The sequence below is a fragment of the Pseudomonas vranovensis genome (assembly GCF_040438935.1).
GTDB classification, from domain to species: domain Bacteria; phylum Pseudomonadota; class Gammaproteobacteria; order Pseudomonadales; family Pseudomonadaceae; genus Aquipseudomonas; species Aquipseudomonas vranovensis.
On sequence record NZ_CP159259.1, the window covers coordinates 3003494 to 3026370 of the forward strand.

The window sequence follows — 22877 nt, forward strand, 5'->3', positions numbered from 1 at the left end:
GCCCCCCTTGCGCGGCGATTGCCTCAGTTGGCCTCGGACATCTGCTGCCACAATGCCGGGCTACCCGCCGATTTGGCGACAGCCTCCAGGCGTGCTACGTGGGCTTCCAGTTCTTGCTCGGTAGCGCGGATGATCCGCCCCGGCTGACGACCCACGAGGCGGCGGATTTCGCTGCCGCGACTGTTTTCACTGTTTTCCTCGCCATCAGCCCCCTGCCCGGCCAGCGACAAGCTGGTCTGGCCACCGGTCATGTTCAGGTAAACGTCGGCCAGCAGCTCCGAGTCAAGCAAGGCGCCGTGCAGGTCGCGACCGGAGTTGTCGACGCCATAGCGTTTGCACAGGGCGTCGAGGCTGTTGCGCTGCCCTGGATGACGGCCACGGGCCATCACCAGGGTATCGAGGATGGTGCAGTGCTGGGAGATATCGGCGCGATCAGGTTGGCCGACCAGGGCGAACTCGTTGTTGATGAAGCCAACGTCGAACGCCGCGTTATGGATGATCAGCTGGGCGCCCTGGATGAAGTCGAAGAACTCATCGGCGACTTCGGCAAAACGAGGTTTGTCGACCAGGAAAGCGTCGGTGATGCCGTGAACGCCAATGGCGCCCTCGTCACTTTCGCGGTCCGGCTGCAGGTAGACGTGAAAGTGCCGTCCGGTGAGGCGCCTGCCGATCAGCTCGACACAGCCGATCTCGATGATCCGGTGGCCGTCGGTAACCGGCATACCGGTGGTTTCGGTGTCCAAGACGACCGACCTGTTGTTCTGAATCTCCACGCCGGTGGTCTCCTGTTGCGTACAGCGGTCTGGTGAAAGCCGGGCATTCTACCTCAGCGTGATGCCGGTGTGCGTTTCAGCGGCCACGCAGCTCTTCGACGCCGCGGTTGGCCAACTGGTCGGCACGCTCGTTGCCGTGATGGCCCACATGCCCGCGCACCCACTTCCAACTCACCTTGTGTCGATTCACCTGCTCATCGAGCAGTTGCCAGAGGTCGGCGTTTTTCACCGGTTCCTTGGCAGCGGTCTTCCAGCCGCGCTTCTTCCAGTTGACCATCCACTCGGTGATGCCCTTCATCACATACTGCGAGTCGGTGACCAACAACACCTCGCATTCGCGCTTGAGCGCTTCGAGCCCCTTGATCGCAGCCATCAGCTCCATGCGATTGTTGGTGGTGTTGGGCTCGCCGCCCCACAACTCTTTCTCGACGCCCTTGCACACCATCAGCACACCCCAGCCGCCCGGGCCGGGATTGCCCTTGCAGGCACCATCGGTAAAGATTTCGACGCTATCGCTCATGTACAGCCTATTTAACAGTGAGGACACCCGCACCCAAGGGGCTCGGGCTCAAGGTTCGGAATGGCGCCGGTTGACCTTGGCCATCGGCAATGGCAGCAGTTTGCCCATCGGCTCGCGGCGCTCCAGGCGCAGCGGTCGCAAGCCAACCACCATCTTGCGCGCCACCAGCAGGTAGACACCGCCGCCGGCACCCTGCCAGCCACCGGCAATCCGCTCCCAGCCAGCCAGGCGCTGCTGCCAGGCGGGGGACGCGAGCGGCGGACGATAGCACCCGAAGCGGCGTTTCTCCAGCGCAAAGCCCAACAGGTTGAGCCAGTCACCGACCCGCGAAGGGGAAATGCAGCGGGCCTTGCGCAAGGCATCATGGGCGAACACGCGACGCACGCCCCAGCTGCTCCAGGGATTGATCCCGATGATCAGCAGGTGACCACCCGGACGGACGCTGCTGGCCGCTTCGCGCAACAACCCATGGGGCGAGAGGCTGAAGTCCAGGCCGTGCTGGAGCACCACCACGTCGGCCGCATGCTCGCTCAGCGGCCAGGCCTGCTCTTCGCAGACGATCTCCACGCCCGGCAACGGCGCGCCCAGACGCACGTTGCGCTGCACCTGCGCAGCCTTGGGTGGCGCTTCGGCGCAAGGGCCGTAATGCACCAGGTAACCACCGAAGTAGCGCCCCAGTTCTTCTTCGAGCAAGCGTTGTTCTTCGTGAAGCATCAACTGCCCCAGAGGGCAGGCGAACCAGTCGCGGGCCAGGCTGATCAGCTCCAGCCACTGCGGATCGGCCTGGGCAAAGGCTTGATCGGTCATTGCAGTCTCCCTTGAAGGTTCTCGACAGCGTGCATAGCTACTAAGATGCACCCATGTCCAACGTTTGGCGAATCGCACCATGATACAGATCGATGCCCTGCCCGCTTTCACCGATAACTACATCTGGTTGTTACAGGATTCTGCCAACCAGCGCTGTGCAGTGGTCGACCCGGGCGATGCGGCGCCGGTACTGGCCTGGCTCAAAGGCCATGCGGGGTGGCAACTGAGCGACATTCTTGTCACCCATCACCACCATGACCACGTGGGCGGTGTCGAGCAGCTCAGGGCCGCCACGGGTGCCCGGGTGTGCGGCCCCGCGCACGAGCGCATCCCCGGCCGTGACTTGGCCCTGGACGATAACGCCAGCGTGCGCGTTCTGGGCCTGGAATTCCAGATCATTGCAGTGCCTGGCCATACCCTCGGGCACATTGCCTATTATTGTGGGCAAACTGCCACGCCACTGCTGTTCTGTGGCGACACCTTGTTTGCTGCCGGCTGCGGCCGCCTGTTCGAGGGGACGCCCGAGCAGATGCACCACTCCCTGGAGCGCCTGGCAGCGTTGCCTGCCCAGACCCTGGTGTACTGCACCCACGAATACACCCTGAGCAATCTGCGCTTTGCCAAGGCAGTGGAGCCGGAAAACCAGCACATTGCCCAACGCTTCGACGACGTTACCCAACTACGCGCACACGATCGCATCACGTTGCCCTCAACCCTGGCCCTGGAAAAGCTCACCAATCCCTTCCTGCGTACTGCCGAAACATCCGTTAAAGAAAAACTAGACGAACGGACCGGCCCGATAAACCCCACTCCAAGTGCTGTTTTTGCTGGGTTGAGGGCGTGGAAGGACAAGTTCTAAACAGCCGCTGCTAGGACCCGGAAGTTCTCAAAGGTTGACCACAGGGGGGCTGCTTTCTAGAATCGCCCGACATTTTTGCCCGGAACTTTGTCCCAGCCAATGTCGTCGACTAGCCGCAGAACCTTCAATTCCGTCACCCTGACGCGCCTGGCCCAAGCCAGTGCGCTGGCCCTGGCCGCCACCCTCGTGGGCTGCCAGAGCACCCGTCAGATCGACGAATCCGAGAGCGTTCGCGCGCACAACTACCAGGCGCGGATGAAGCAAAAGCCGGTGTTCGTCCCGGTCAAGCAAGCCGAGCAGGCGCCCCAGGATGTCTGGGAACGCATGCGCCAGGGCTTCGCCCTGCAAGACGACATGGCCGTCAACCCGCGCATCGAACAACAACGCCTGTGGTTCGCCAGCAACCCCTCCTTCCTGGAGAACGCCGGCGACCGTGGCAGCCTGTACATCCATTACATCGTCGAGCGCCTCGAAGAGCGCAACATGCCGCTGGAACTGGCCCTGCTGCCAGCCATCGAAAGCGCCTACAACCCGATGGCCTATTCGCGGGCCCATGCAGTGGGGTTGTGGCAGTTCATCCCGTCCACCGGCCGCTATTTCAACCTGCGCCAGACGCGTTTCTATGATGGTCGACGCGACATTACCGCCTCGACCAACGCCGCACTGAACTACCTGACCCGCCTGCACGACATGTTCAACGGCGACTGGTTGCTGGCCCTGGCCGCCTACAACGCCGGCGAAGGCACGGTCAGCCGGGCCATCGAGCGCAACGAAAGGCTCGGCCTGCCGACCGATTACTGGAACCTGCCGCTGCCCCAGGAAACCCGCGACTACGTGCCCAAGCTGCTGGCCCTGTCGCAAGTGGTCATGACACCACAAGCCTATGGCGTCAACCTCAACCCGATTGCCAACGAGCCCTACTTCGAGGCCGTCGCGATCAAGGACCGCCTGGACCTGTCGCGGGTCGCGGCCCTGGCCGAGATCGACGAAGACGAGCTGTTCCAGCTCAATCCGGCGTTCAAGAAACGCATGACCGTCGACGGTCCCCAGCAACTGCTGGTACCGACCGCCAAGGCGCAACTGCTGACCGCCAGCCTGTCGAACATGAAGCCTGAAGAGCTGCTGTCGTTGCAGCCGAAAAAAGCCGTGTTCGAGGCTGCCCTGGCCGAAGCCTCGGCGCCCAAGGCAAGCCGCAACAGCCGCTACCGAGTCAAGCGTGGCGACAGCCTGGGCGCGATCGCCAGGGCCAACAAGGTCAGCGTCAAGGACCTGCAACGCTGGAACAAGCTTTCCGGTCATAGCCTCAAGGCTGGCCAGACCCTGGTGATGCAGGGTGCCCAGCCTGTCCAGGGCAAGGACTCGAAAAAGCCTACCCAGTACAAGGTCCGCAAGGGCGACTCCCTGTACCTGGTCGCCAAGCGCTTCAACGTTGAGATGCAACACCTCAAACGCTGGAATCCACGCAGCGGCCACGCCCTCAAGCCGGGCCAGACCCTGACCGTCTACGTACCGCATTGAGCACCCGGCGCCAGCCAATGACTGGCGCGGCATCAAGCATCCTGGCGGCCTCTTTTTCCAGCCGATACAAGCTGTTACTGTAGTTGGAACAAAGCCCAAGCCGCCTGGATCGGATCGCCGACTTGATACGTCCCCTCCTGTTGCTGTCATTCAGCCTGGCCTTGAGCTTTCCTGCGGGCGCGACAATCACCGAAAGCCACGGTTACGCCCAGTTTGGCACGCTCAAGTATCCAGCCAAATTCACCCACTTCGACTGGGTCAATCCGCAAGCGCCCAAGGGCGGCACCTTGCGTGCCATGGCTTTTGGCACCTTCGATACCCTCAACCCCTACACCTTCAAGGGTTCAAGCCCGGTCACCACCCCTAATTTCCTGCAGTACGGGGTAAACGAGCTCAACGAAACCCTCATGGTCGGCACCGGCCAGTACGACCCCTCAGGCGACGAACCCACCTCCAGCTATGGCCTGATCGCCGGCTCGGTCGAGTACAGTGACGACCGCAGTTGGGTGGTGTTCAACCTGCGCCCTGAAGCCCGCTTTCACGACGGGCACCCGATCACCGCCGACGACGTGGCATTCTCGTACCGCACGCTGCTCAAGGAAGGTCACCCGATCTACCGCACCAACCTGCAGGAAGTGCAGCGAGTCGACATTCTCAACCCGCGCCGTATCCGTTTTGTCTTCAAGCGCGCCGGCAACCCCCTGCTGATCCTGCGCCTGGGTGAAATGCCGGTGTTGCCGGCACACTACTGGAAGGGTCGCGACTTCAAGGCCACCACCTTCGAGCCACCGCTGGGCAGTGGCCCGTACCATATCACCCAGGTCCAGCCCGGGCGCCGGCTGGTATTCGAGCGGGTCAAGGACTACTGGGGCAAGGACCTGGCCGTCAATCGCGGCAAATACAACTTCGCTAAGGTCGAGTACGAGTTCTACCGTGACGCTGCCGTGGCCTTCGAGGCGTTCAAGGCTGGCGAGTTCGATATCTACATCGAGCACCAGGCCAAGAACTGGGCCAATGGCTACAACTTCCCGGCCGTGCGTCGCGGCGAAGTGATCAAGGCGCAGATACCGCACAAGATCCCGACCCAGACCCAGGGCTTGTTCATGAACAGCCGCCGCGCTGCCTTCAGCGATGCGCGGGTACGCCAAGCCTTGAGCCTGATGCTGGATTTCGAGTGGACCAACCGCGCCCTGTTCAGCAGCGCCTACCGTCGCGCCAGCAGCTATTACCCCAACAGCGAGTTTGCTGCCAGCGGCCTGCCGGTGGGTAAGGAATGGTTGCTGCTGGCCCCCTATCGCGACCAGTTGCCCGCCGCCCTGTTCACCGAGCCTTACAAGGTCAGCCATACCGATGGCCGCGGCATCAACCGCCAGACCCTGCGCCAGGCGCTGAACCTGCTGGCCCAGGCCGGCTGGAAACTGAACGGCCAGCGCCTGCTCGACAGCCATGGCAAACCGTTGAAGCTCGAATTGCTGCTGGTTAATCCGAACCTTGAACGGATCCTGCAACCTTATGTCGAAAATCTCGCCAGCATCGGCATCGAAGCGCGCTTGCGCACTGTCGACCGGGCCCAGTACAAACAGCGCCTGGACCAATTCGACTTCGACATGATTCTGATGACATTGAACCAGACCCTCAGTCCCGGCCTTGAACAATGGTTGTACTTTCACTCAAGCCAGGCCACGACCAAGGGCAGCAAGAACTATGCTGGCGTGAAGGACCCGGTGGTCGATCACCTGCTCGACACCCTGCTTGCCGCCCAGAGCCGCGATGAACAAGCGGCGGCGGCTCGCGCCCTGGACCGGGTATTGCTCTGGCACTACTACATGATCCCCAACTGGTACCTGGACAATCACCGCCTGGCCTACCGCAACCGGTTCGCCTTCGTCACCACGCCGCCCTATACCCTGGGGCTCAACAGCTGGTGGATAAAGCCTTCGGAGAAAGCCCAATGATGTCACTGCAAAGCCTTCGCCTGAAGGCCTGCGCCTTGCTGCTGGCCTGCTTCAGTGCCCAGGCGCTGGCCGCCCCGCAACATGCCCTGACGCTGTACGACGAGGCCCCGAAATATCCGGCCAACTTCAAGCACTTCGACTACGTCAACCCGGATGCGCCCAAGGGCGGTACCTTCCGCCAGGCTGGCTTTGGCGGCTTCGACAGTCTCAACCCTTTCATCAACAAGGGTGTGCCGGCCGATGACATCTCGCTGATCTACGACACACTGATGACTCAGAGCCTGGATGAGCCGTTCACCGAGTACGGTCTGGTCGCAGGCAAGATCGAAAAGGCGCCGGACAACAGCTGGGTGCGTTTCTACCTGCGCCCCGAAGCCCGCTTTCATGATGGCCATCCGATTCACGCCGACGATGTAGTGTTCACCTTCAACACCCTGATCAAGAGCGGCGCACCGTTGTTTCGCAACTATTACGCCGACGTTGCCGAAGTCATCGCCGAAGACCCGCAGCGCGTGCTGTTCAAGTTCAAGCACAGCAACAATCGCGAGTTGCCATTGATCCTCGGCCAGTTGCCGGTGCTGCCCAAGCACTGGTGGGAAAACCGCGAGTTCACCAAGGGCAACCTGGAAATCCCGCTGGGCAGCGGCCCTTACAAGGTTGCCGATGTCAAAGCCGGGCGCTCGATCCGCTACGAGCGGGTCAAGGACTACTGGGGCAAGGACCTGGCCGTCAACCGCGGTTTCTATAACTTCGACGTCATGACCACCGACTACTACCGTGACAGCTCCGTGGCACTTGAGGCGCTGAAAGCCGGTCAGTTCGACTATCGCCTGGAAACCGCAGCCAAGAGCTGGGCCACCGCCTATGATGTGCCCGCCGTGCGGCAAAAACGGCTGATCCTCGAAGAGCTGCCCAACGGCAACCCGACCGGCATGCAGGGCTTTGTCTACAACATCCGCCGCCCCGTATTCCAGGACGTGCGTGTACGCGAGGCGCTCAGCCTGCTGATGGACTTCGAGTGGACCAACAAACAGCTGTTCAATGGCGCCTACACCCGCACCGGCAGTTACTTTGAAAACTCGGAGATGGCCGCCCGGGGCCTGCCGGATGCCGCAGAGCTGAAAATCCTCGAACCGTTGCGCGGCAAGATTCCCGAGCAAGTGTTCACCCAGGCCTTTGCCAACCCGGTCACCGATGGCAGTGGCATGATCCGCGAGCAACAACGCAAGGCCTACAAACTGCTGCAGGATGCCGGCTGGCGCATCGTCGACGACAAGATGGTCGACACCCAGGGCAAGCCGGTATCCATTGAGTTCCTGCTGGCCCAGACCGAATTCGAGCGTGTCCTGCTGCCCTTCAAGCGCAACCTCGCCGACCTAGGCATCGACCTGGTGATTCGCCGGGTCGACGTCTCCCAGTACATCAATCGCCTGCGTTCGCGTGACTTCGACATGATTGTCGGTGGCTACCCTCAGTCCAATTCGCCTGGCAACGAGCAGCGCGAGTTCTGGCAGAGTGCTGCGGCCGACAATCCCGGCAGCCGCAACTTCATCGGCTTGAAGGACCCTGCCATCGACAGCCTGGTCGAAGGCCTGATCAACGCCGACTCCAGGCAAAGCCTGATCGAGTACTGCCGTGCCCTGGACCGGGTACTGCAATGGGGCTACTACGTGATCCCCAACTGGCATATCAAGACCTGGCGGGTGGCTTACTGGAACCATATCGGTCACCCGAAGGTGTCGCCCAAGTACGACATCGGCATCAATACCTGGTGGATAAAGCCTGACGTCCAACCCGCCGTGCAACTGACACCTGCACCTGAAGCGCCACCTGCAGAAGGTGCACACTAGGATGCTGGCCTATATCTTTCGCCGCCTGCTGCTGATCATCCCGACACTGCTGGGCATCCTGATTATCAACTTCGTGATCATCCAGGCCGCCCCGGGTGGCCCGGTCGAGCAGATGATCGCCAAACTTGAAGGCTTCGAGGGCGCCACCAGTCGCATCGCCGGCGGCGGTGCCGAGGTTTCGGTAGCGGGCTCCAACTATCGGGGCGCCCAGGGACTGGACCCGGCCCTGATCAAGGAAATCGAAAAGATGTACGGTTTCGACAAGTCGGCGCCGGAACGCTTGTGGATCATGATCAAGAACTACGCCCGGCTGGACTTTGGCGACAGTTTTTTTCGCGACGCCAAGGTCATCGACCTGATCATCGAGAAGATGCCGGTGTCGATTTCCCTGGGGCTGTGGAGCACCCTGATCATGTACCTGGTCTCGATTCCCCTGGGGATTGCCAAGGCCACCCGCCACGGCAGCCATTTCGACGTCTGGACCAGCTCGGCGATCATCATCGGCTATGCCATTCCGGCGTTCCTGTTCGCCATCCTGCTGATCGTGGTGTTCGCAGGCGGCAGCTACCTGGACTGGTTCCCACTTCGCGGCCTGACCTCCAACAACTTCGACGAGCTGAGCACCACCGGCAAGATCCTCGACTATTTCTGGCATCTGGTTCTGCCGGTCACGGCCCTGGTGATCGGCAACTTCGCGACCATGACCCTGCTGACCAAGAACAGCTTTCTCGACGAGATCAACAAACAGTACGTGGTCACCGCCAAGGCCAAGGGGCTGAGCCCTAACCGGGTGCTCTACGGTCATGTGTTTCGCAACGCCATGCTGCTGGTGATCGCCGGTTTCCCTTCGGCCTTCATCGGCATCTTCTTTACCGGCTCCCTGCTGATCGAGGTGATCTTCTCCCTCGACGGCCTCGGCCTGATGAGCTTCGAGGCAGCCATCAACCGCGACTACCCGGTGGTCTTCGGCACCTTGTTCATCTTCACCCTGCTGGGGCTGGTGGTGAAGCTGATCGGCGACCTGACCTACACCCTGGTCGATCCACGCATCGACTTCGCCAGCCGGGAGAACTGAGATGAACTTGTCCCCTCTCAATCGCCGGCGCTTCGAGCGCTTCAAGGCCAATCGCCGTGGCTGGTGGTCGCTGTGGCTGTTCCTGATCCTGTTTGGTCTGAGCCTGGGCGCCGAGTTGATTGCCAACGACAAACCGCTGGCCGTTCGCTATGACGGTGAGTGGTATTTCCCGGCGCTCAAGCGCTATCCGGAAACCACTTTTGGCGGTGAGTTCCCCCTGGAAGCCAACTACAAGAGCCCTTACATCCGCGAACTGCTGGCCGCCAAGGACAGCTGGGTATTGTGGGCACCAATCCCGTTCAGCTACCAGAGCATCAACTACGACCTCAAGGTACCCGCCCCCGCACCGCCCTCGTCACAGAACTGGCTGGGCACCGACGACCAGGGCCGCGACGTGCTCGCGCGGGTGATCTACGGCTTTCGCATCTCGGTGCTGTTCGCCCTGACCCTGACCATTCTCAGCTCGATCATCGGCGTGCTTGCCGGCGCGCTGCAGGGTTTCTACGGCGGCTGGGTAGACCTGGCCGGGCAGCGCTTCCTGGAGATCTGGTCTGGCCTGCCGGTGCTGTACCTGCTGATTATCCTCGCAAGCTTCGTCCAGCCCAACTTCTGGTGGTTGCTGGGCATCATGCTGCTGTTCTCCTGGATGAGCCTGGTGGACGTGGTGCGCGCCGAGTTCCTGCGCGGGCGCAACCTTGAATATGTGCGGGCAGCACGTGCCCTGGGGATGCAAGATGGCCCGATCATGTTCCGCCACATCCTGCCCAACGCCATGATCTCGACCATGACCTTCATGCCGTTCATCCTCACCGGCGCCATCGGCACTTTGACCGCCCTGGACTTTCTTGGCTTCGGCCTGCCACCGGGCGCACCGTCCCTGGGCGAGCTGGTTGCCCAGGGCAAGTCCAACCTGCAGGCACCCTGGCTGGGCATCAGCGCCTTCGCCGTGCTGGCCCTGATGCTCAGCTTGCTGGTGTTTATCGGTGAATCCGCCCGCGATGCCTTCGACCCGAGGAAATGACATGAGCAACGAAACCTTGATCGAAGTGCGCGACCTGGCTGTCGAGTTCGTGAGCGGCGAGCAGGTCCAGCGCGTGGTCGAAGGCATCAGCTTCGACATTCGCCGCGGCGAGACCCTGGCACTGGTCGGCGAGAGCGGCTCGGGCAAGTCGGTCACCGCCCACTCGATCCTGCGCCTGCTGCCCTACCCCCTGGCCCGGCACCCGTCCGGCACCATTCATTACGAAGGCAAGGACTTGCTGACCCTGGACGAGAAGCAGATGCGCCGCATCCGTGGCAACCGCATCGCGATGATCTTCCAAGAGCCGATGACTTCGCTGAACCCGCTGCATAACATCGAAAAGCAAATCAACGAAATCCTGTTGCTGCACAAAGGCCTGCGTGGCAAGGCGGCCACTGAGCGCACCCTGGAGCTGCTTGACCTGGTAGGCATACCCGAGCCACACAAACGCCTCAAGGCCCTGCCACACGAGCTCTCAGGCGGTCAGCGGCAACGCGTGATGATCGCCATGGCCCTGGCCAACGAACCCGAGCTGCTGATCGCCGACGAACCGACCACGGCCCTGGACGTAACCGTCCAACTGAAAATCCTCGAACTGCTCAAGTCGCTGCAGGCGCGCCTGGGGATGGCCCTGCTGCTGATCAGCCATGACCTCAACCTGGTCAAGCGCGTTGCCCACCGAGTCTGCGTGATGCAGCGTGGCTGTATCGTCGAGCAAGCCGACTGCGCGACCCTGTTCAAGAGCCCGAAGCACGCCTACACCCAGATGCTGCTCGGCGCCGAGCCTAGCGGTGGCCCGGCTGACAACCCCGCCGGAAAACCCATGCTGGAAGTCAGCGACCTGCGCGTGTGGTTTCCAATCAAGAAAGGCCTGTTGCGCCGCACCGTCGATCACGTCAAGGCAGTCGATGGCATCAACTTCAGCCTGCCCCAGGGCCAAACGCTGGGGATCGTGGGTGAGAGCGGTTCAGGCAAGTCCACCCTCGGCCTGGCCATCCTTCGCCTGCTTGGCAGCCAAGGCGACATTCGCTTCCAGGGCACCGCACTTCAGGGCTTGAGCCAACAGCAAGTGCGTCCGCTGCGCCGGCAGATGCAGGTGGTCTTCCAGGACCCGTTCGGTAGCCTCAGCCCGCGCATGTGTGTCAGTGATATCGTAGGCGAAGGGCTGCGCATCCATCGCATCGGCACTGCGGCGGAGCAGGAAAAGGCCATTATTGCCGCCCTGCACGAAGTGGGGCTCGACCCCCAGGCCCGCCACCGTTATCCCCATGAATTCTCCGGCGGCCAGCGCCAGCGCATCGCCATCGCCCGGGCACTGGTACTCAAGCCGGCACTGATCCTGCTCGATGAGCCCACCTCGGCGCTGGACCGTACCGTGCAGCGCCAGGTGGTCGAGCTGCTGCGCTCACTGCAGACCAAGTACAACCTGACCTACCTGTTCATCAGCCACGACCTGGCGGTGGTCAAGGCATTGAGTCATCAACTGATGGTAGTCAAGCAAGGCAAGGTGGTGGAGCAAGGCGCAGCGGCAGATATCTTTGCCGCCCCGCAACATACCTATACCCGGCAACTGCTGGAGGCAGCCTTCCTGGCCCCGACAACACCGTAAGCGCATCACCTGACGGGAGTAGCCGCGGCCAAGGCACGAGGCTGCAATCGACTGCAAAGCAGTGACACACCTGCCCGTTCCGGTGTTGCGGTCGTTTCACGACCGATCGCAGCCTGGCGGCAGCGGCTAAGCTCCACAGAAACAGAAAAGGCCGCTTGCGCGGCCTTTCCTGTTTAAAGCGACAGCACTCAGTAGCGAGTGATGTCTGCCTTGGTTTCCAACTGCTTGCGGTACGCCGCAAAGTCCTGCTGGCCAGCACGGGAAGCGAGGAACTGGCGATAATTCGCCTTCTCTTCTTCGGTGGCTGCAGCACCTTCGTTCACACCGTTCAGGCGCAATACCACCAGGCTGCCGTCATTCAGCGTGACACTGCCGTAGACCGGCTTGTCCTTGGCTTCAGGCTTGCCCATGCGGAACAGTGCCTGCAGCTCGACCGGATCAATACCTTCCTGGCTGCGCGAAACCGCCTCTTGAACCTTCCAGCTCTGGCCTTCCTGGGTAGCGGCCAGCGGAATGCTGCCGTCACGCAGGCCTGCGATCAGGGCATCAGCCTTGGCTTTCACCGCGGCGGTAGCCTGCACCTGGGCCAGGTGCTTGCGGATGCTGTCCGAGACCACATCCAGGCTCAGTTGCTCTGGCTTGCGGTGCTCTTTGACGCGCAGCACGACTATCGTTTCCGGGTCCAGCTCGATAGCGGTGCTGTTGGCACCCTCTTCCAGGACTTCGGCACTGAAAGCAGCCTGGATCACCGCACGGTTGGCAGTGATGCCGTCGCCACCTTCACGACCGAACGCAGGTGCAGTTTGCACTTTCAAGTTCAGTTCCTGAGCCGGCTGGGCCAGGTCGGAGGCTTCGAACGCCGCGTCTTCGAGCTGCTTGGTCACCTCGACAAAGCGCTGCTCGACCTGCTGGGTCTTGAGTTCGCCAGTCAGTTTGTCTTTCAGGCTGGCGAAGCTCGGCACTTCAGGCGCCTGAACGTCGAGCAGCTTGATCAGGTGGTAGCCATATTCGGTACGTACCGGCGCCGAGACCTGATCCTTGTTCAGCGCGTACAGCGCTTCTTCAAAGGCAGGATCGTAGACACCCTGGCCGGCGTAACCCAGGTCACCACCGTTGTTGGCCGAGCCCGGGTCTTGGGAGAATTCCTTGGCCAGCGCGGCAAAGTCTTCACCCTTGGCCAGGCGCTGCTGGATTTCTTCCGCTTTTGCCTTGGCCTGCGCATCGCTCACCTTGTCAGTGACTTCGATGAGGATGTGAGCGGCATGACGCTGCTCGGCAAGGTTGGCGATCTCTTTCTCGTACAGTGCCTTGAGCTCGTCTTCGTCAATCTTGACCTGGTCGAAGAACGAGGACTTTTTCAGCTCGATGTAGTCGATGACGACCTGATCAGGGCTCATGAATTCCTTGGCGTGTTGATCGTAATGCGCCTTGATCTGCTCGTCGGTGACCTTGACCGCAGCGGGGTCGGCCTTGAAGGTCAGCGAAGCGAAATCACGGGTCTGCTTTTCAAGGCGTGCAAAGGCGTTGACCTGATCATCGGTGACGAAACCGCTGCCGGCGAGGCCTGCACGCAGTTGGCCGATGAGCATTTCCTGGGCCAGCATTTCACGGAACTGCAGACGGCCGTAGCCCATCTGGCGAATGACCTGGTCGAAACGGTCGGCACTGAACTTGCCATCCTCCTGGAACTCCGGCGTTTGCAGGATCAGTTGGTCGAGTGCGGCTTCGGAGAAAGCGAACTTGGCGTCTTCAGCGCCCTGGAGCAGCAACTTGCGGTCGATCAGCCCCTTGAGTGCCGCCTCACGCAGCAGCTTCTCATCGAGCAGCGCCGGATCGAAATCCCGGCCCAGCTGTTGCATCAGCTGCCGACGTTGCATGTCGACGGCCTGGCTCAGCTCGTTCTGGCTAATGGTGTCCCCATTGACCTTGGCAGCATCCTGGCTGTTGGTGGTGGCCTGGAAGATGGCATCGAAGCCGGTCAGCGCCATCAAGGCTACGATGACACCGATGATGGTCTTGGCAATCCAACCTTGTGAATTGTCCCTGATATTCTGCAGCATGCGTCCCCCAGAAACGGTTTTACTGAATAAACAACCGTGGAGCGTGGGTAGAGTCCTGATAGAAGAAAGGCGCATCCGAGGATGCGCCTTCTCGTAACCAGCTGAACATCGGGTGCCTTATGGCGCTTCCCGACATTCAGCAGCCAGGCCAGGCAGGTGCCTGGCCTGGTTAGGCGTAAGCCTGAAGGAAGTGACTTAGTTGACGGCTTCTTTCAGTGCCTTGCCAGCCTTGAAGCCTGGCTTCTTGGCAGCAGGGATTTCCAGAGTCTTGCCGGTTTGCGGGTTGCGGCCGGTGCGAGCTGGGCGATCGGTGACGGAGAAGGTACCGAAACCTACCAGTACCACGGAATCACCTGCCTTCAGGGCGCCGGTGACGGATTCGATTACTGCGTCCAGCGCCTTACCAGCGCTAGCTTTCGAAATATCAGCAGATGCGGCGATAGCGTCAATCAGTTCCGACTTGTTCACTCTAAGTCCCCTTATATCTCTATTGAGTTTGTTTCTAAGTATGTAATGAAAAGCTTAACGAGCGCTGGGTGGCCTGTTGACACTTAAGTGCCGCTTTATAACAAGGGCCTGAAAATACTGTCAAGAAAGCCCCCCAGCCGAATACGTACTAATGCGTGCTAATTCTTTCCTTGGAATCGCTGTCGCGCTTTTCATCCTTGGCGACAATCTCGGGAGCCACATCTGGCAAGGGCTCCGGGGCGTATTGCAGCGCAATTTGGAGGACTTCGTCAATCCATTTGACCGGTTTAATCTGTAGATCCTGCTTAATATTCTCAGGAATTTCCTTCAGATCACGCACATTCTCTTCCGGAATGATCACGGTCTTGATTCCACCGCGGTGCGCCGCCAGCAATTTCTCTTTAAGCCCGCCAATGGCAAGCACCTGCCCACGCAGGGTGATTTCACCGGTCATGGCCACATCGGCCCGTACCGGAATCTGCGTCAGGGCCGAAACCAGGGCGGTACACATGCCGATACCGGCACTTGGACCATCCTTGGGCGTGGCGCCTTCAGGCATGTGGATGTGGGTGTCGCGCTTCTCGTGGAAGTCGGCAGGAATGCCCAGGCTTCTCGCCCGGCTGCGCACCACAGTCTGCGCGGCAGTGATCGACTCGACCATCACATCGCCCAACGAGCCGGTCTTGATCAACTGGCCCTTGCCTGGAATCACCGCCGCCTCGATGGTCAGCAACTCGCCACCGACCTGGGTCCAGGCAAGGCCCGTGACCTGGCCAACCTGGTCTTGCTGCTCGGCCAGGCCGTAACGGAACTTGCGCACCCCAAGGAAGTGCTCCAACTGCTCACCTGTGACCTTGACCGCCACCTGCTTGAGGCCGGCATGCTCCTTGACCACCTTGCGGCAGACCTTGGCGATCTGGCGCTCAAGGCCCCGCACACCGGCTTCACGGGTGTAGTAGCGGATGATGTCGCGGATGGCCGTCACGTCGACTTCCAGCTCGCCCTTCTTAAGGCCGTTGGCCTTGATCTGCTTGGGCGTCAGGTACTTGACCGCAATGTTGATCTTTTCGTCTTCGGTGTAACCCGGCAGGCGAATGACTTCCATCCGGTCCAGCAGCGCTGGCGGAATGTTCATCGAGTTGGAGGTGCAGAGGAACATCACATCGGAAAGGTCGTAGTCGACTTCCAGGTAGTGATCGTTGAAGTTGTGGTTCTGCTCGGGATCGAGCACCTCAAGCAGCGCCGAGGCTGGATCGCCACGCATGTCGCTGCCCATCTTGTCGATTTCATCGAGCAGGAACAGTGGGTTGCGTACGCCCACCTTGGTCATCTTCTGAATCAGACGACCCGGCATCGAACCGATGTAGGTACGACGATGGCCACGAATCTCGGCCTCATCACGCACACCGCCCAGGGCCATGCGCACGAACTTGCGATTGGTGGCGCTGGCAATCGACTCGGCCAGGGACGTTTTACCAACACCCGGCGGCCCAACCAGGCACAACACCGGACCGCGAATTTTCTTCACGCGCTTCTGTACGGCGAGGTACTCAAGGATGCGCTCCTTGACCTCCTCCAGACCGTAATGGTCAGCATCGAGGATTTCTTCAGCCTTGGCCAGGTCCAGGCGCACCTTGCTCTGAGCCTTCCACGGCACTTGCACCAGCCAGTCCAGGTAAGAGCGCACCACGGTGGCTTCGGCAGACATCGGCGACATCTGCTTGAGCTTGTTCAGCTCGGCCTGGGCCTTGGCATAGGCATCCTTGGGCAGGCCAGCGGCGTCGAGGCGCTTTTTCAGCTCTTCGACTTCGTTGTGCCCTTCCTCGCTGTCGCCCAGCTCTTTCTGAATGGCCTTCATCTGCTCATTCAGGTAGTACTCGCGCTGGCTGCGCTCCATCTGCTTCTTGACGCGACCGCGGATACGCTTCTCGACCTGCAGCAGGTCGATTTCAGCATCCAGCAAGGCCATGACATGCTCGACACGGGTCGGCAGGTCGAGGATCTCGAGAATTTCCTGCTTCTGCTCGATCTTCAGGGCCATGTGCGCGGCCATGGTGTCGACCAGGCGCCCTGGCTCATCGATGCTGTTGAGCGACGACAGGACTTCAGCCGGGACCTTTTTGCCCAGCTGAACATATTGCTCAAATTGTGACAGCAAGCTACGAACGAAGACTTCAGACTCGCGCTCGGCGGTCTGCGACTCGTCGATCAGCGAAACTTCGGCACGGATATGGCCGTCGACTTCGTTGAAACGCTCAACTGCACCGCGCTGCTCGCCCTCGACCAGCACCTTGACGGTGCCATCGGGCAGTTTGAGCAGCTGCAGGACAGTAGCAATGGTACCGACGCGGTACAGGGCGTCTTCGCCTGGATCGTCGTCAGCGGGGTTCTTCTGGGCCAGCAGGAGAATCTGCTTTTCGCCCGTCATGGCGGCCTCGAGGGCTTCGATGGACTTCTCGCGACCCACGAACAGTGGGATAACCATGTGCGGATAGACGACGACATCGCGCAATGGCAAAAGAGGCAAGTCGAGGGTGGTCTTCATGATTTCGCCTCTACAGCGGCCTTGTGGCCGGAAACCGATGGAATTTGAGCGTGAAGTTAATGTGGGGGCAGGCCCGCAAAAAAACAAGCTCCACGACAGGAAAAGCAAAGGGGCCCGAAGGCCCCTTGCAGATTCGAGCCGTTTGGCGACTCAGACGTCGGGTGCAGCTTTGGCTTGCGGCTCGCTGTTCTCATAGATCAACAGCGGCTGCGAAGAGCCATCGATGACGCTCTCGTCGATCACCACCTTGCTGACATCCTTCTGCGAAGGAATCTCGTACATGGTGTCGAGCAGGATGCCTTCGAGGATCGAGCGCAGGCCACGAGCACCTGTTTTGCGCTCCAGGGCCTTGCGGGCCACGGACTTGAGCGCGTCGCTACGGAACTCCAGGTCCACACCTTCCATTTCGAACAGCTTGGCGTACTGCTTGGTGAGGGCATTCTTCGGCTCGGTGAGAATCTGCATCAAGGCAGCTTCGTCGAGCTCGTCGAGGGTTGCCAGCACTGGCAGACGACCGACGAATTCCGGGATAAGACCGAACTTGACCAGATCGTCAGGCTCGACCTCACGCAGCGATTCACCAACCTTCTTGCCTTCCTGCTTGCTGCGCACTTCGGCACCAAAACCGATGCCGCCGCGGGTGGAGCGGTTCTGGATGACCTTTTCCAGGCCTGAGAACGCACCACCACAGATGAACAGGATGTTACGCGTATCGACCTGCAGGAATTCCTGCTGCGGATGCTTGCGGCCACCCTGCGGTGGTACCGAGGCAACCGTGCCTTCGATCAGCTTCAACAGCGCCTGCTGCACGCCCTCACCCGAGACGTCACGGGTGATGGACGGGTTGTCCGACTTGCGCGAGATCTTGTCGATTTCGTCGATGTAGACAATGCCCATCTGGGCCTTTTCCACGTCGTAGTCGCACTTTTGCAGCAGTTTCTGAATGATGTTCTCGACGTCCTCACCCACATAACCGGCTTCGGTCAGGGTGGTGGCATCGGCGATGGTGAACGGTACATTCAACAGACGCGCGAGGGTTTCGGCGAGCAGGGTCTTACCCGAGCCCGTCGGACCGATCAGCAGGATGTTACTCTTGCCGAGCTCGACGTCGTCGTTCTTCTTGTCGCGTTGGTTCAGGCGCTTGTAGTGGTTGTACACCGCTACGGCCAGCACCTTCTTCGCACGCTCCTGACCAATGACGTACTGGTCCAGGATGGTGCTGATTTCTTTCGGCGAAGGCAGTTTATGCGCGCTGCTTTCGGCCTGGGCTTCCTGCACCTCCTCACGGATGATGTCATTGCACAGGTCGACGCACTCGTCGCAGATAAATACCGAGGGGCCGGCAATCAACTTGCGCACTTCGTGCTGGCTTTTGCCGCAGAAGGAGCAATAGAGCAATTTGCCGTTGTCCTCGCCGTTACGGGTGTCAGTCATTCGATCGATCCAATCCGGTAGGCTTGCAACACAAGATGAAGGCAATTGCGGGCTTTTTCAAGTCCGCAGGTGGCGGGAAGGCCCAACCACCTGCTTTGGCGCCTTGTCAGACAGCCATTTGCCGCTTGTCGTGTACCGAGTCGATCAGACCGTACTCGGCGGCACGTTGCGCGCTCATGAAGTTATCGCGTTCGGTGTCACGCTTGATGGTCTCCAGGTCCTGGCCTGTGTGGTAGGCCAGCAACTCGTTCAAACGCGATTTGATGGAGAGGATTTCCTTGGCGTGGATCTCGATATCCGTCGCCTGGCCCTGGAAGCCACCCAGCGGCTGGTGAATCATCACCCGCGAGTTGGGCAGGCAATGACGCTTGCCCTTGGCACCGGCAGCCAGCAGGAAGGCGCCCATGGAGCACGCCTGACCGATACAGGTAGTAGAGACATCAGGCTTGATGAACTGCATGGTGTCGTAGATCGACATGCCCGCAGTCACCGAACCACCCGGCGAGTTGATGTACAGATGGATATCCTTGTCCGGGTTTTCCGCTTCAAGGAACAGCAGTTGCGCTGCAATCAGGTTGGCCATGTAGTCCTCTACCGGGCCGACCAGAAAGATCACCCGCTCCTTCAAGAGGCGCGAGTAGATGTCATAGGCGCGTTCGCCACGAGCGGATTGCTCGATAACCATCGGGACCAGGCCGCCTGCGGCCTGGATGTCAGAGCTCTGCTGATAATAAGAATTGCGGGACATGTCCTGCACTCACTCCCAAATAGTCATGTCTTGAATACGCACAAGCCAGCTCGAAGGCTGGCTTGTGGTGTTTTCCTACGAGAGAAGGAAATCAGTCAGCGGCAGGAGCCTGCGCTGGCTTGACAGCTTCTTCGTACGAGACCGATTTGTCGGTCACAGTCGCTTTCTGCAGAACAGTATCCACAACTTGTTCTTCCAGCACAACCGAACGGACTTCGTTCAGCTGCTGGTCGTTCTTGTAGTACCAAGCTACGACCTGCTCAGGCTCCTGGTAGGCCGAAGCCATTTCCTGGATCATTTCGCGAACGCGGTCTTCGTCTGGCTTCAGTTCGTTCTGCTTGACCACTTCAGCAACGATCAGACCCAGTACGACACGGCGCTTGGCTTGCTCTTCGAACAGCTCGGCCGGCAGTTGCTCTGGCTTGATGTTGCCGCCGAACTGCTGGACCGCTTGAACGCGCAGGCGGTTGACTTCGTTTTCCAGCAGGGCCTTGGGCACTTCAATCGGGTTGGCAGCCAGCAGGCCGTCCATTACCTGGTTCTTGATCTTGGTCTTGATGGCCTGACGCAGTTCACGCTCCATGTTCTTGCGAACTTCGGTGCGGAACCCTTCCAGGGTTGCTTCCTTGATGCCGAACTGGGCGAAGAACTCTTCGGTCAGCTCAGGCAGCTTAGGCTCGGAAACGCTGTTGACGGTAACGGTGAACTCGGCGGTTTTGCCAGCCAGGTCCAGGTTCTGGTAGTCCTCGGGGAAGGTCAGGTTCAGAACGCGTTCTTCACCAGCCTTGGCGCCAACCAGGCCTTCTTCGAAGCCTGGGATCATGCGACCCGAGCCCAGTACCAGCTGGGTGCCCTTGGCCGAACCACCGGCGAACACTTCACCGTCGACCTTGCCGACGAAGTCGATGTTCAGCTGGTCTTCGTTCTGGGCAGCGCGGTCGGCGGCTTCAAAACGGACGTTCTGCTTGCGCAGGACTTCCAGCATGTTGTCCAGGTCGGCATCAGCCACTTCGGCGCTCAGGCGCTCGACGGCGATCGAGTCGAAACCGGCAACGGTGAACTCAGGGAATACTTCGAAGATGGCGACGTATTCCAGGTCCTTACCCTTTTCGAACGACTTTGGCTCGACGGCAGGGGCGCCAGCCGGGTTCAGCTTCTGCTCAACCACAGCTTCGTAGAAGGAAGCCTGAACCAGGTCACCGAAGGCTTCCTGGCGAGCGGCGTCTTCGTAGCGCTGACGGATCACGCTCATCGGCACTTTGCCAGGGCGGAAGCCTGGAACCTTGGCGCGACGGGCAGTCTGTTGCAGACGCTTGTTGACTTCGGTCTCGACGCGCTCGGCCGGAACGGCGATGGTCATGCGACGCTCGAGAGCAGAAGTATTTTCAACAGAAACTTGCATGGATATTCCTCGTTGCACAGACGTTAGCCGGCGATACCCGACTCCAGAATCAAGGGCAAGCATTCTAGTGGCTCAAAGGCCAGAAGTCACCCCGTTCAAGACGACGGGAAAGTACGCCGGTCCATTTCATTTACAGCCCCCGGCAAAAAGTGTGTCCGGGGACGCTCAAGACCCGCCGCCCAAGGCTTGGCTACAGCCGGCACTCGGTGGATATGCCAGGCCTCGGGCAGCCAGAAATACATGTCAAAACACTACAAACAGCGCCTCAGGGCGCTGATTCGTCGATCTCGTTGAAGCTGCAGTAGTCTTCCCACTCAAGCCCCAGCGCCTGGGCCACTTCCCGATGCACTTCAAGACGCATGGCCTTGAGCTCATCTTCAGAGCCTGCGATCAACTGCAAGGTCAACTCCCAGGGCTCGAGCCCCTGCGCCTGGGCGGCATCCTCGAACACCCACTCGATCTGCTGTTGCTGCTCATGCTCACTGAGCCCGGCAATCTCTTCAAGCAACCGCGGATTGGCCTGGGCGAAACGCTGCAACGCGCTGGCCTGGCGTTCTTTTGAAACCATGGGACCGTCCTCATCACACCTTGCCGCTGACCACGGCCTCAACCGGCTGAAATCTATCAGCTTTTGGCCCTTTGTCACCAGTACACCGCAGCACCGGCCTGCAACAACCCAAATACTATTTATTATCATTTGATAATGATAATCGATATACTGCGACACCTTTTCGCTCCACACCGGCAAGCATCCCGATGGAACCCAGCCCTACCCCCACCTCACTCAACGCCTGCCTGCACACGCTCTACCAGGATCATCATCACTGGCTGCACCGCTGGCTGCGTCAGCGCATCGGTTGCCCGGAGCATGCTGCCGACATTGCCCAGGACACGTTCCTGAGCATCCTCAGCACCAAGGACTTGTTCCAGATCCGCGAACCCCGTTCCTTCCTGTCCACGGTGGCCCGGCGCCTGATGGCCAATGCCTATCGCCGGCGCATGGTCGAGCAGGCCTATCTTGAGGCATTGGCGCTGCTGCCCGAGACAGTGGAACCCTCACCGGAAGTCCGCCTGCTGGCCCTCGAAGCCCTGACCCTGCTTGACCGTATGCTCGACGCCCTGCCTGCCAGGGTGCGCGAGGCGTTTTTGCTGTCGCACCTGCAAGGCCTGAAAATAGCCGAGATTGCCGAACGCCTGCAGGTCAGCACCCGTTCGGTAAAGCTGTACCTGGTGCGCGCCAATCAACACTGCTTTTTTGCCCAGCCATCATGAGCCGACCCAGCCCGTTCAACGCCCGCACCACTCGCGAAGCGGCCCAGTGGTTGACCGAGACCATGGACGGCCCGCTCAACCCCGAACAAGAACAGGCTCTGCACCGCTGGCGCATGGCCGACCCGGAGAACGAGCGCGCCTGGCTGCATATTCACGCTTTGCGCCAACGCTTGTCGGGCCTGGACCGGCGCGCCGGCTACCAGAGCCTGTCCAAGGACCAGGGCAGCAGTCGCCGCAGCGCAATCAAGGCCCTGGCCTTGCTCGGCCTGTTTGGATGCGCAGGGCAACTGCTCTACCGCAGCCAGTCCACCGCCGGTATTGCCTACAACAACGGCGCCAGCTCGCCCCGTACCCTGCACCTTGATGACGGCAGCCAGCTGACCCTGGATGCCGAGACCGAAGTGGTGGTGTACCTGACCGCCGAGTACCGACACCTGCAACTCAACAGCGGTCGCCTGATGATCAACAGCGGCCATGCCGCCCCTTACGCCGCAGCGCCATTGAGCGTGTTGACCCCGCAGGGCAGCATTCGCGCCCTGGGCACGCGCTTCCTGGTCGAACTGCTGGACACCAGCACCCGGGTGTCGCTGTTTGAAGGCAGCGTGGAACTCCAGCCACAGAACGCCCCTTTGAATACCTTGCGCCTGAAACCCGGCGAACGCAGCCGCCTGGACACCTGGCAGGCCAGCGCAAACACCCCCGATGCCCTGGAACCGGCCTGGAGCAAAGGGCTGCTGGTGGCCGAGGACATGCGCCTGGACGCCTTTGCCCGGCAACTGGCGCGCTACCGCCCAGGCGTGCTGCGCTGCAGTGAAGACGTGGCCGGCCTGCGTATTTCCGGCGTGTATCCGCTGAGCGACAGCGACGCAGTACTCCATGCCCTGAGCCACGCGCTGCCCATTCAAGTACAACGCCGCTCCCGCTACTGGATCACCCTGAGCGCCCGTTGACCGGGCACGAC

At 60.6% G+C, this 22877-nt stretch carries 19 protein-coding genes; 9 read left to right on the forward strand and 10 right to left on the reverse strand.

Going from position 1 to position 22877, the window contains the following annotated elements; all coding sequences use genetic code 11:
- Positions 1 to 23 precede the first annotated feature (23 nt).
- The 3 genes from dnaQ to ABVN19_RS13830 form a co-directional block, all read right to left on the reverse strand.
- Positions 24 to 773 carry a DNA polymerase III subunit epsilon gene (gene dnaQ / locus ABVN19_RS13820; protein ID WP_105642784.1) on the reverse strand — a complete coding sequence of 250 codons (750 nt, stop codon included), beginning with the start codon at positions 771 to 773 and terminating at the stop codon, positions 24 to 26.
- A gap of 76 nt (positions 774 to 849) precedes the next feature.
- Positions 850 to 1293 (reverse strand): ribonuclease HI, encoded by a 444-nt coding sequence (gene rnhA, locus ABVN19_RS13825; protein ID WP_028945291.1) that lies wholly within the window; start codon positions 1291 to 1293, stop codon positions 850 to 852.
- Between the two features lie 48 nt (positions 1294 to 1341).
- A complete protein-coding gene (locus ABVN19_RS13830; protein ID WP_353632755.1) occupies positions 1342 to 2100 on the reverse strand; it encodes a methyltransferase domain-containing protein in 759 nt (252 codons plus the stop codon).
- Positions 2101 to 2179: 79 nt separating this feature from the next.
- Here ABVN19_RS13830 and gloB point away from each other — a divergent pair, with 79 nt between their 5' ends.
- The 7 genes from gloB to ABVN19_RS13865 all read left to right on the forward strand — a co-directional run bounded on the left by gloB (position 2180) and on the right by ABVN19_RS13865 (position 11987).
- Positions 2180 to 2959 (forward strand): hydroxyacylglutathione hydrolase, encoded by a 780-nt coding sequence (gene gloB / locus ABVN19_RS13835; protein ID WP_028945293.1) that lies wholly within the window; start codon positions 2180 to 2182, stop codon positions 2957 to 2959.
- 99 nt (positions 2960 to 3058) lie between these two features.
- Positions 3059 to 4477, forward strand: a complete 1419-nt coding sequence (locus ABVN19_RS13840) for a transglycosylase SLT domain-containing protein (protein ID WP_028945294.1) — start codon at positions 3059 to 3061, stop codon at positions 4475 to 4477.
- Between the two features lie 122 nt (positions 4478 to 4599).
- Positions 4600 to 6432, forward strand: a complete 1833-nt coding sequence (locus tag ABVN19_RS13845) for an extracellular solute-binding protein (RefSeq protein WP_105642796.1) — start codon at positions 4600 to 4602, stop codon at positions 6430 to 6432.
- Positions 6429 to 8282, forward strand: a complete 1854-nt coding sequence (locus tag ABVN19_RS13850) for an extracellular solute-binding protein (RefSeq protein WP_105642783.1) — start codon at positions 6429 to 6431, stop codon at positions 8280 to 8282. The genes ABVN19_RS13845 and ABVN19_RS13850 overlap by 4 nt, the downstream gene beginning before the upstream one ends.
- A 1-nt stretch (position 8283) precedes the next feature.
- Positions 8284 to 9357 (forward strand): microcin C ABC transporter permease YejB, encoded by a 1074-nt coding sequence (locus tag ABVN19_RS13855; protein ID WP_028945297.1) that lies wholly within the window; start codon positions 8284 to 8286, stop codon positions 9355 to 9357.
- Between the two features lies 1 nt (position 9358).
- A complete protein-coding gene (locus tag ABVN19_RS13860) occupies positions 9359 to 10378 on the forward strand; it encodes an ABC transporter permease (protein ID WP_028945298.1) in 1020 nt (339 codons plus the stop codon).
- A gap of 1 nt (position 10379) precedes the next feature.
- Positions 10380 to 11987 (forward strand): ABC transporter ATP-binding protein, encoded by a 1608-nt coding sequence (locus ABVN19_RS13865; RefSeq protein WP_028945299.1) that lies wholly within the window; start codon positions 10380 to 10382, stop codon positions 11985 to 11987.
- A 188-nt stretch (positions 11988 to 12175) separates the two neighbouring features.
- Here ABVN19_RS13865 and ABVN19_RS13870 read toward each other — a convergent pair whose 3' ends face one another.
- The 7 genes from ABVN19_RS13870 to ABVN19_RS13900 form a co-directional block, all read right to left on the reverse strand.
- Entirely contained in the window at positions 12176 to 14047 is a 1872-nt protein-coding gene (locus ABVN19_RS13870) for a SurA N-terminal domain-containing protein (protein WP_028945300.1), read from the reverse strand.
- Positions 14048 to 14242: 195 nt separating this feature from the next.
- The gene (locus tag ABVN19_RS13875; protein ID WP_010224366.1) at positions 14243 to 14515 is read right to left on the reverse strand and encodes an HU family DNA-binding protein; all 273 of its coding nucleotides are present in this window, start codon (positions 14513 to 14515) and stop codon (positions 14243 to 14245) included.
- Positions 14516 to 14663: 148 nt separating this feature from the next.
- Positions 14664 to 17060, reverse strand: a complete 2397-nt coding sequence (gene lon / locus ABVN19_RS13880) for an endopeptidase La (RefSeq protein ID WP_028945301.1) — start codon at positions 17058 to 17060, stop codon at positions 14664 to 14666.
- A gap of 150 nt (positions 17061 to 17210) precedes the next feature.
- A complete protein-coding gene (gene clpX / locus ABVN19_RS13885; RefSeq protein ID WP_028945302.1) occupies positions 17211 to 18494 on the reverse strand; it encodes an ATP-dependent Clp protease ATP-binding subunit ClpX in 1284 nt (427 codons plus the stop codon).
- A gap of 106 nt (positions 18495 to 18600) precedes the next feature.
- Complete coding sequence (clpP, locus tag ABVN19_RS13890; protein ID WP_028945303.1) at positions 18601 to 19242, reverse strand: ATP-dependent Clp endopeptidase proteolytic subunit ClpP; 642 nt, start codon at positions 19240 to 19242, stop codon at positions 18601 to 18603.
- A gap of 91 nt (positions 19243 to 19333) precedes the next feature.
- Positions 19334 to 20644, reverse strand: a complete 1311-nt coding sequence (gene tig, locus ABVN19_RS13895; protein WP_105642782.1) for a trigger factor — start codon at positions 20642 to 20644, stop codon at positions 19334 to 19336.
- A gap of 265 nt (positions 20645 to 20909) precedes the next feature.
- Positions 20910 to 21212 carry a DUF6388 family protein gene (locus ABVN19_RS13900; RefSeq protein ID WP_105642781.1) on the reverse strand — a complete coding sequence of 101 codons (303 nt, stop codon included), beginning with the start codon at positions 21210 to 21212 and terminating at the stop codon, positions 20910 to 20912.
- A 188-nt stretch (positions 21213 to 21400) separates the two neighbouring features.
- On the opposite strand from ABVN19_RS13900, the gene ABVN19_RS13905 reads away from it, so the two are divergent.
- Positions 21401 to 21916, forward strand: coding sequence for a sigma-70 family RNA polymerase sigma factor (locus ABVN19_RS13905; RefSeq protein WP_105642780.1), 516 nt, complete (start codon positions 21401 to 21403; stop codon positions 21914 to 21916).
- The gene (locus tag ABVN19_RS13910) at positions 21913 to 22866 is read left to right on the forward strand and encodes a FecR domain-containing protein (protein ID WP_051270674.1); all 954 of its coding nucleotides are present in this window, start codon (positions 21913 to 21915) and stop codon (positions 22864 to 22866) included. Before ABVN19_RS13905 ends, ABVN19_RS13910 begins: the two co-directional genes overlap by 4 nt.
- Positions 22867 to 22877 lie beyond the last annotated feature (11 nt).

Bases quoted from the DNA above. Each gene is read 5' to 3' on its own strand.
- ABVN19_RS13830 (WP_353632755.1), bottom strand. From the start codon at position 2,100: ATGACCGATCAAGCCTTTGCCCAGGCCGATCCGCAGTGGCTGGAGCTG.
- ABVN19_RS13840 (WP_028945294.1), top strand. From the start codon at position 3,059: ATGTCGTCGACTAGCCGCAGAACCTTCAATTCCGTCACCCTGACGCGC.
- clpX (WP_028945302.1), bottom strand. From the start codon at position 18,494: ATGACTGACACCCGTAACGGCGAGGACAACGGCAAATTGCTCTATTGC.
- ABVN19_RS13860 (WP_028945298.1), top strand. From the start codon at position 9,359: ATGAACTTGTCCCCTCTCAATCGCCGGCGCTTCGAGCGCTTCAAGGCC.
- ABVN19_RS13910 (WP_051270674.1), top strand. From the start codon at position 21,913: ATGAGCCGACCCAGCCCGTTCAACGCCCGCACCACTCGCGAAGCGGCC.
- clpP (WP_028945303.1), bottom strand. From the start codon at position 19,242: ATGTCCCGCAATTCTTATTATCAGCAGAGCTCTGACATCCAGGCCGCA.
- ABVN19_RS13865 (WP_028945299.1), top strand. From the start codon at position 10,380: ATGAGCAACGAAACCTTGATCGAAGTGCGCGACCTGGCTGTCGAGTTC.
- ABVN19_RS13850 (WP_105642783.1), top strand. From the start codon at position 6,429: ATGATGTCACTGCAAAGCCTTCGCCTGAAGGCCTGCGCCTTGCTGCTG.
- ABVN19_RS13905 (WP_105642780.1), top strand. From the start codon at position 21,401: ATGGAACCCAGCCCTACCCCCACCTCACTCAACGCCTGCCTGCACACG.
- ABVN19_RS13870 (WP_028945300.1), bottom strand. From the start codon at position 14,047: ATGCTGCAGAATATCAGGGACAATTCACAAGGTTGGATTGCCAAGACC.
- lon (WP_028945301.1), bottom strand. From the start codon at position 17,060: ATGAAGACCACCCTCGACTTGCCTCTTTTGCCATTGCGCGATGTCGTC.
- gloB (WP_028945293.1), top strand. From the start codon at position 2,180: ATGATACAGATCGATGCCCTGCCCGCTTTCACCGATAACTACATCTGG.
- ABVN19_RS13900 (WP_105642781.1), bottom strand. From the start codon at position 21,212: ATGGTTTCAAAAGAACGCCAGGCCAGCGCGTTGCAGCGTTTCGCCCAG.
- tig (WP_105642782.1), bottom strand. From the start codon at position 20,644: ATGCAAGTTTCTGTTGAAAATACTTCTGCTCTCGAGCGTCGCATGACC.
- ABVN19_RS13855 (WP_028945297.1), top strand. From the start codon at position 8,284: ATGCTGGCCTATATCTTTCGCCGCCTGCTGCTGATCATCCCGACACTG.
- rnhA (WP_028945291.1), bottom strand. From the start codon at position 1,293: ATGAGCGATAGCGTCGAAATCTTTACCGATGGTGCCTGCAAGGGCAAT.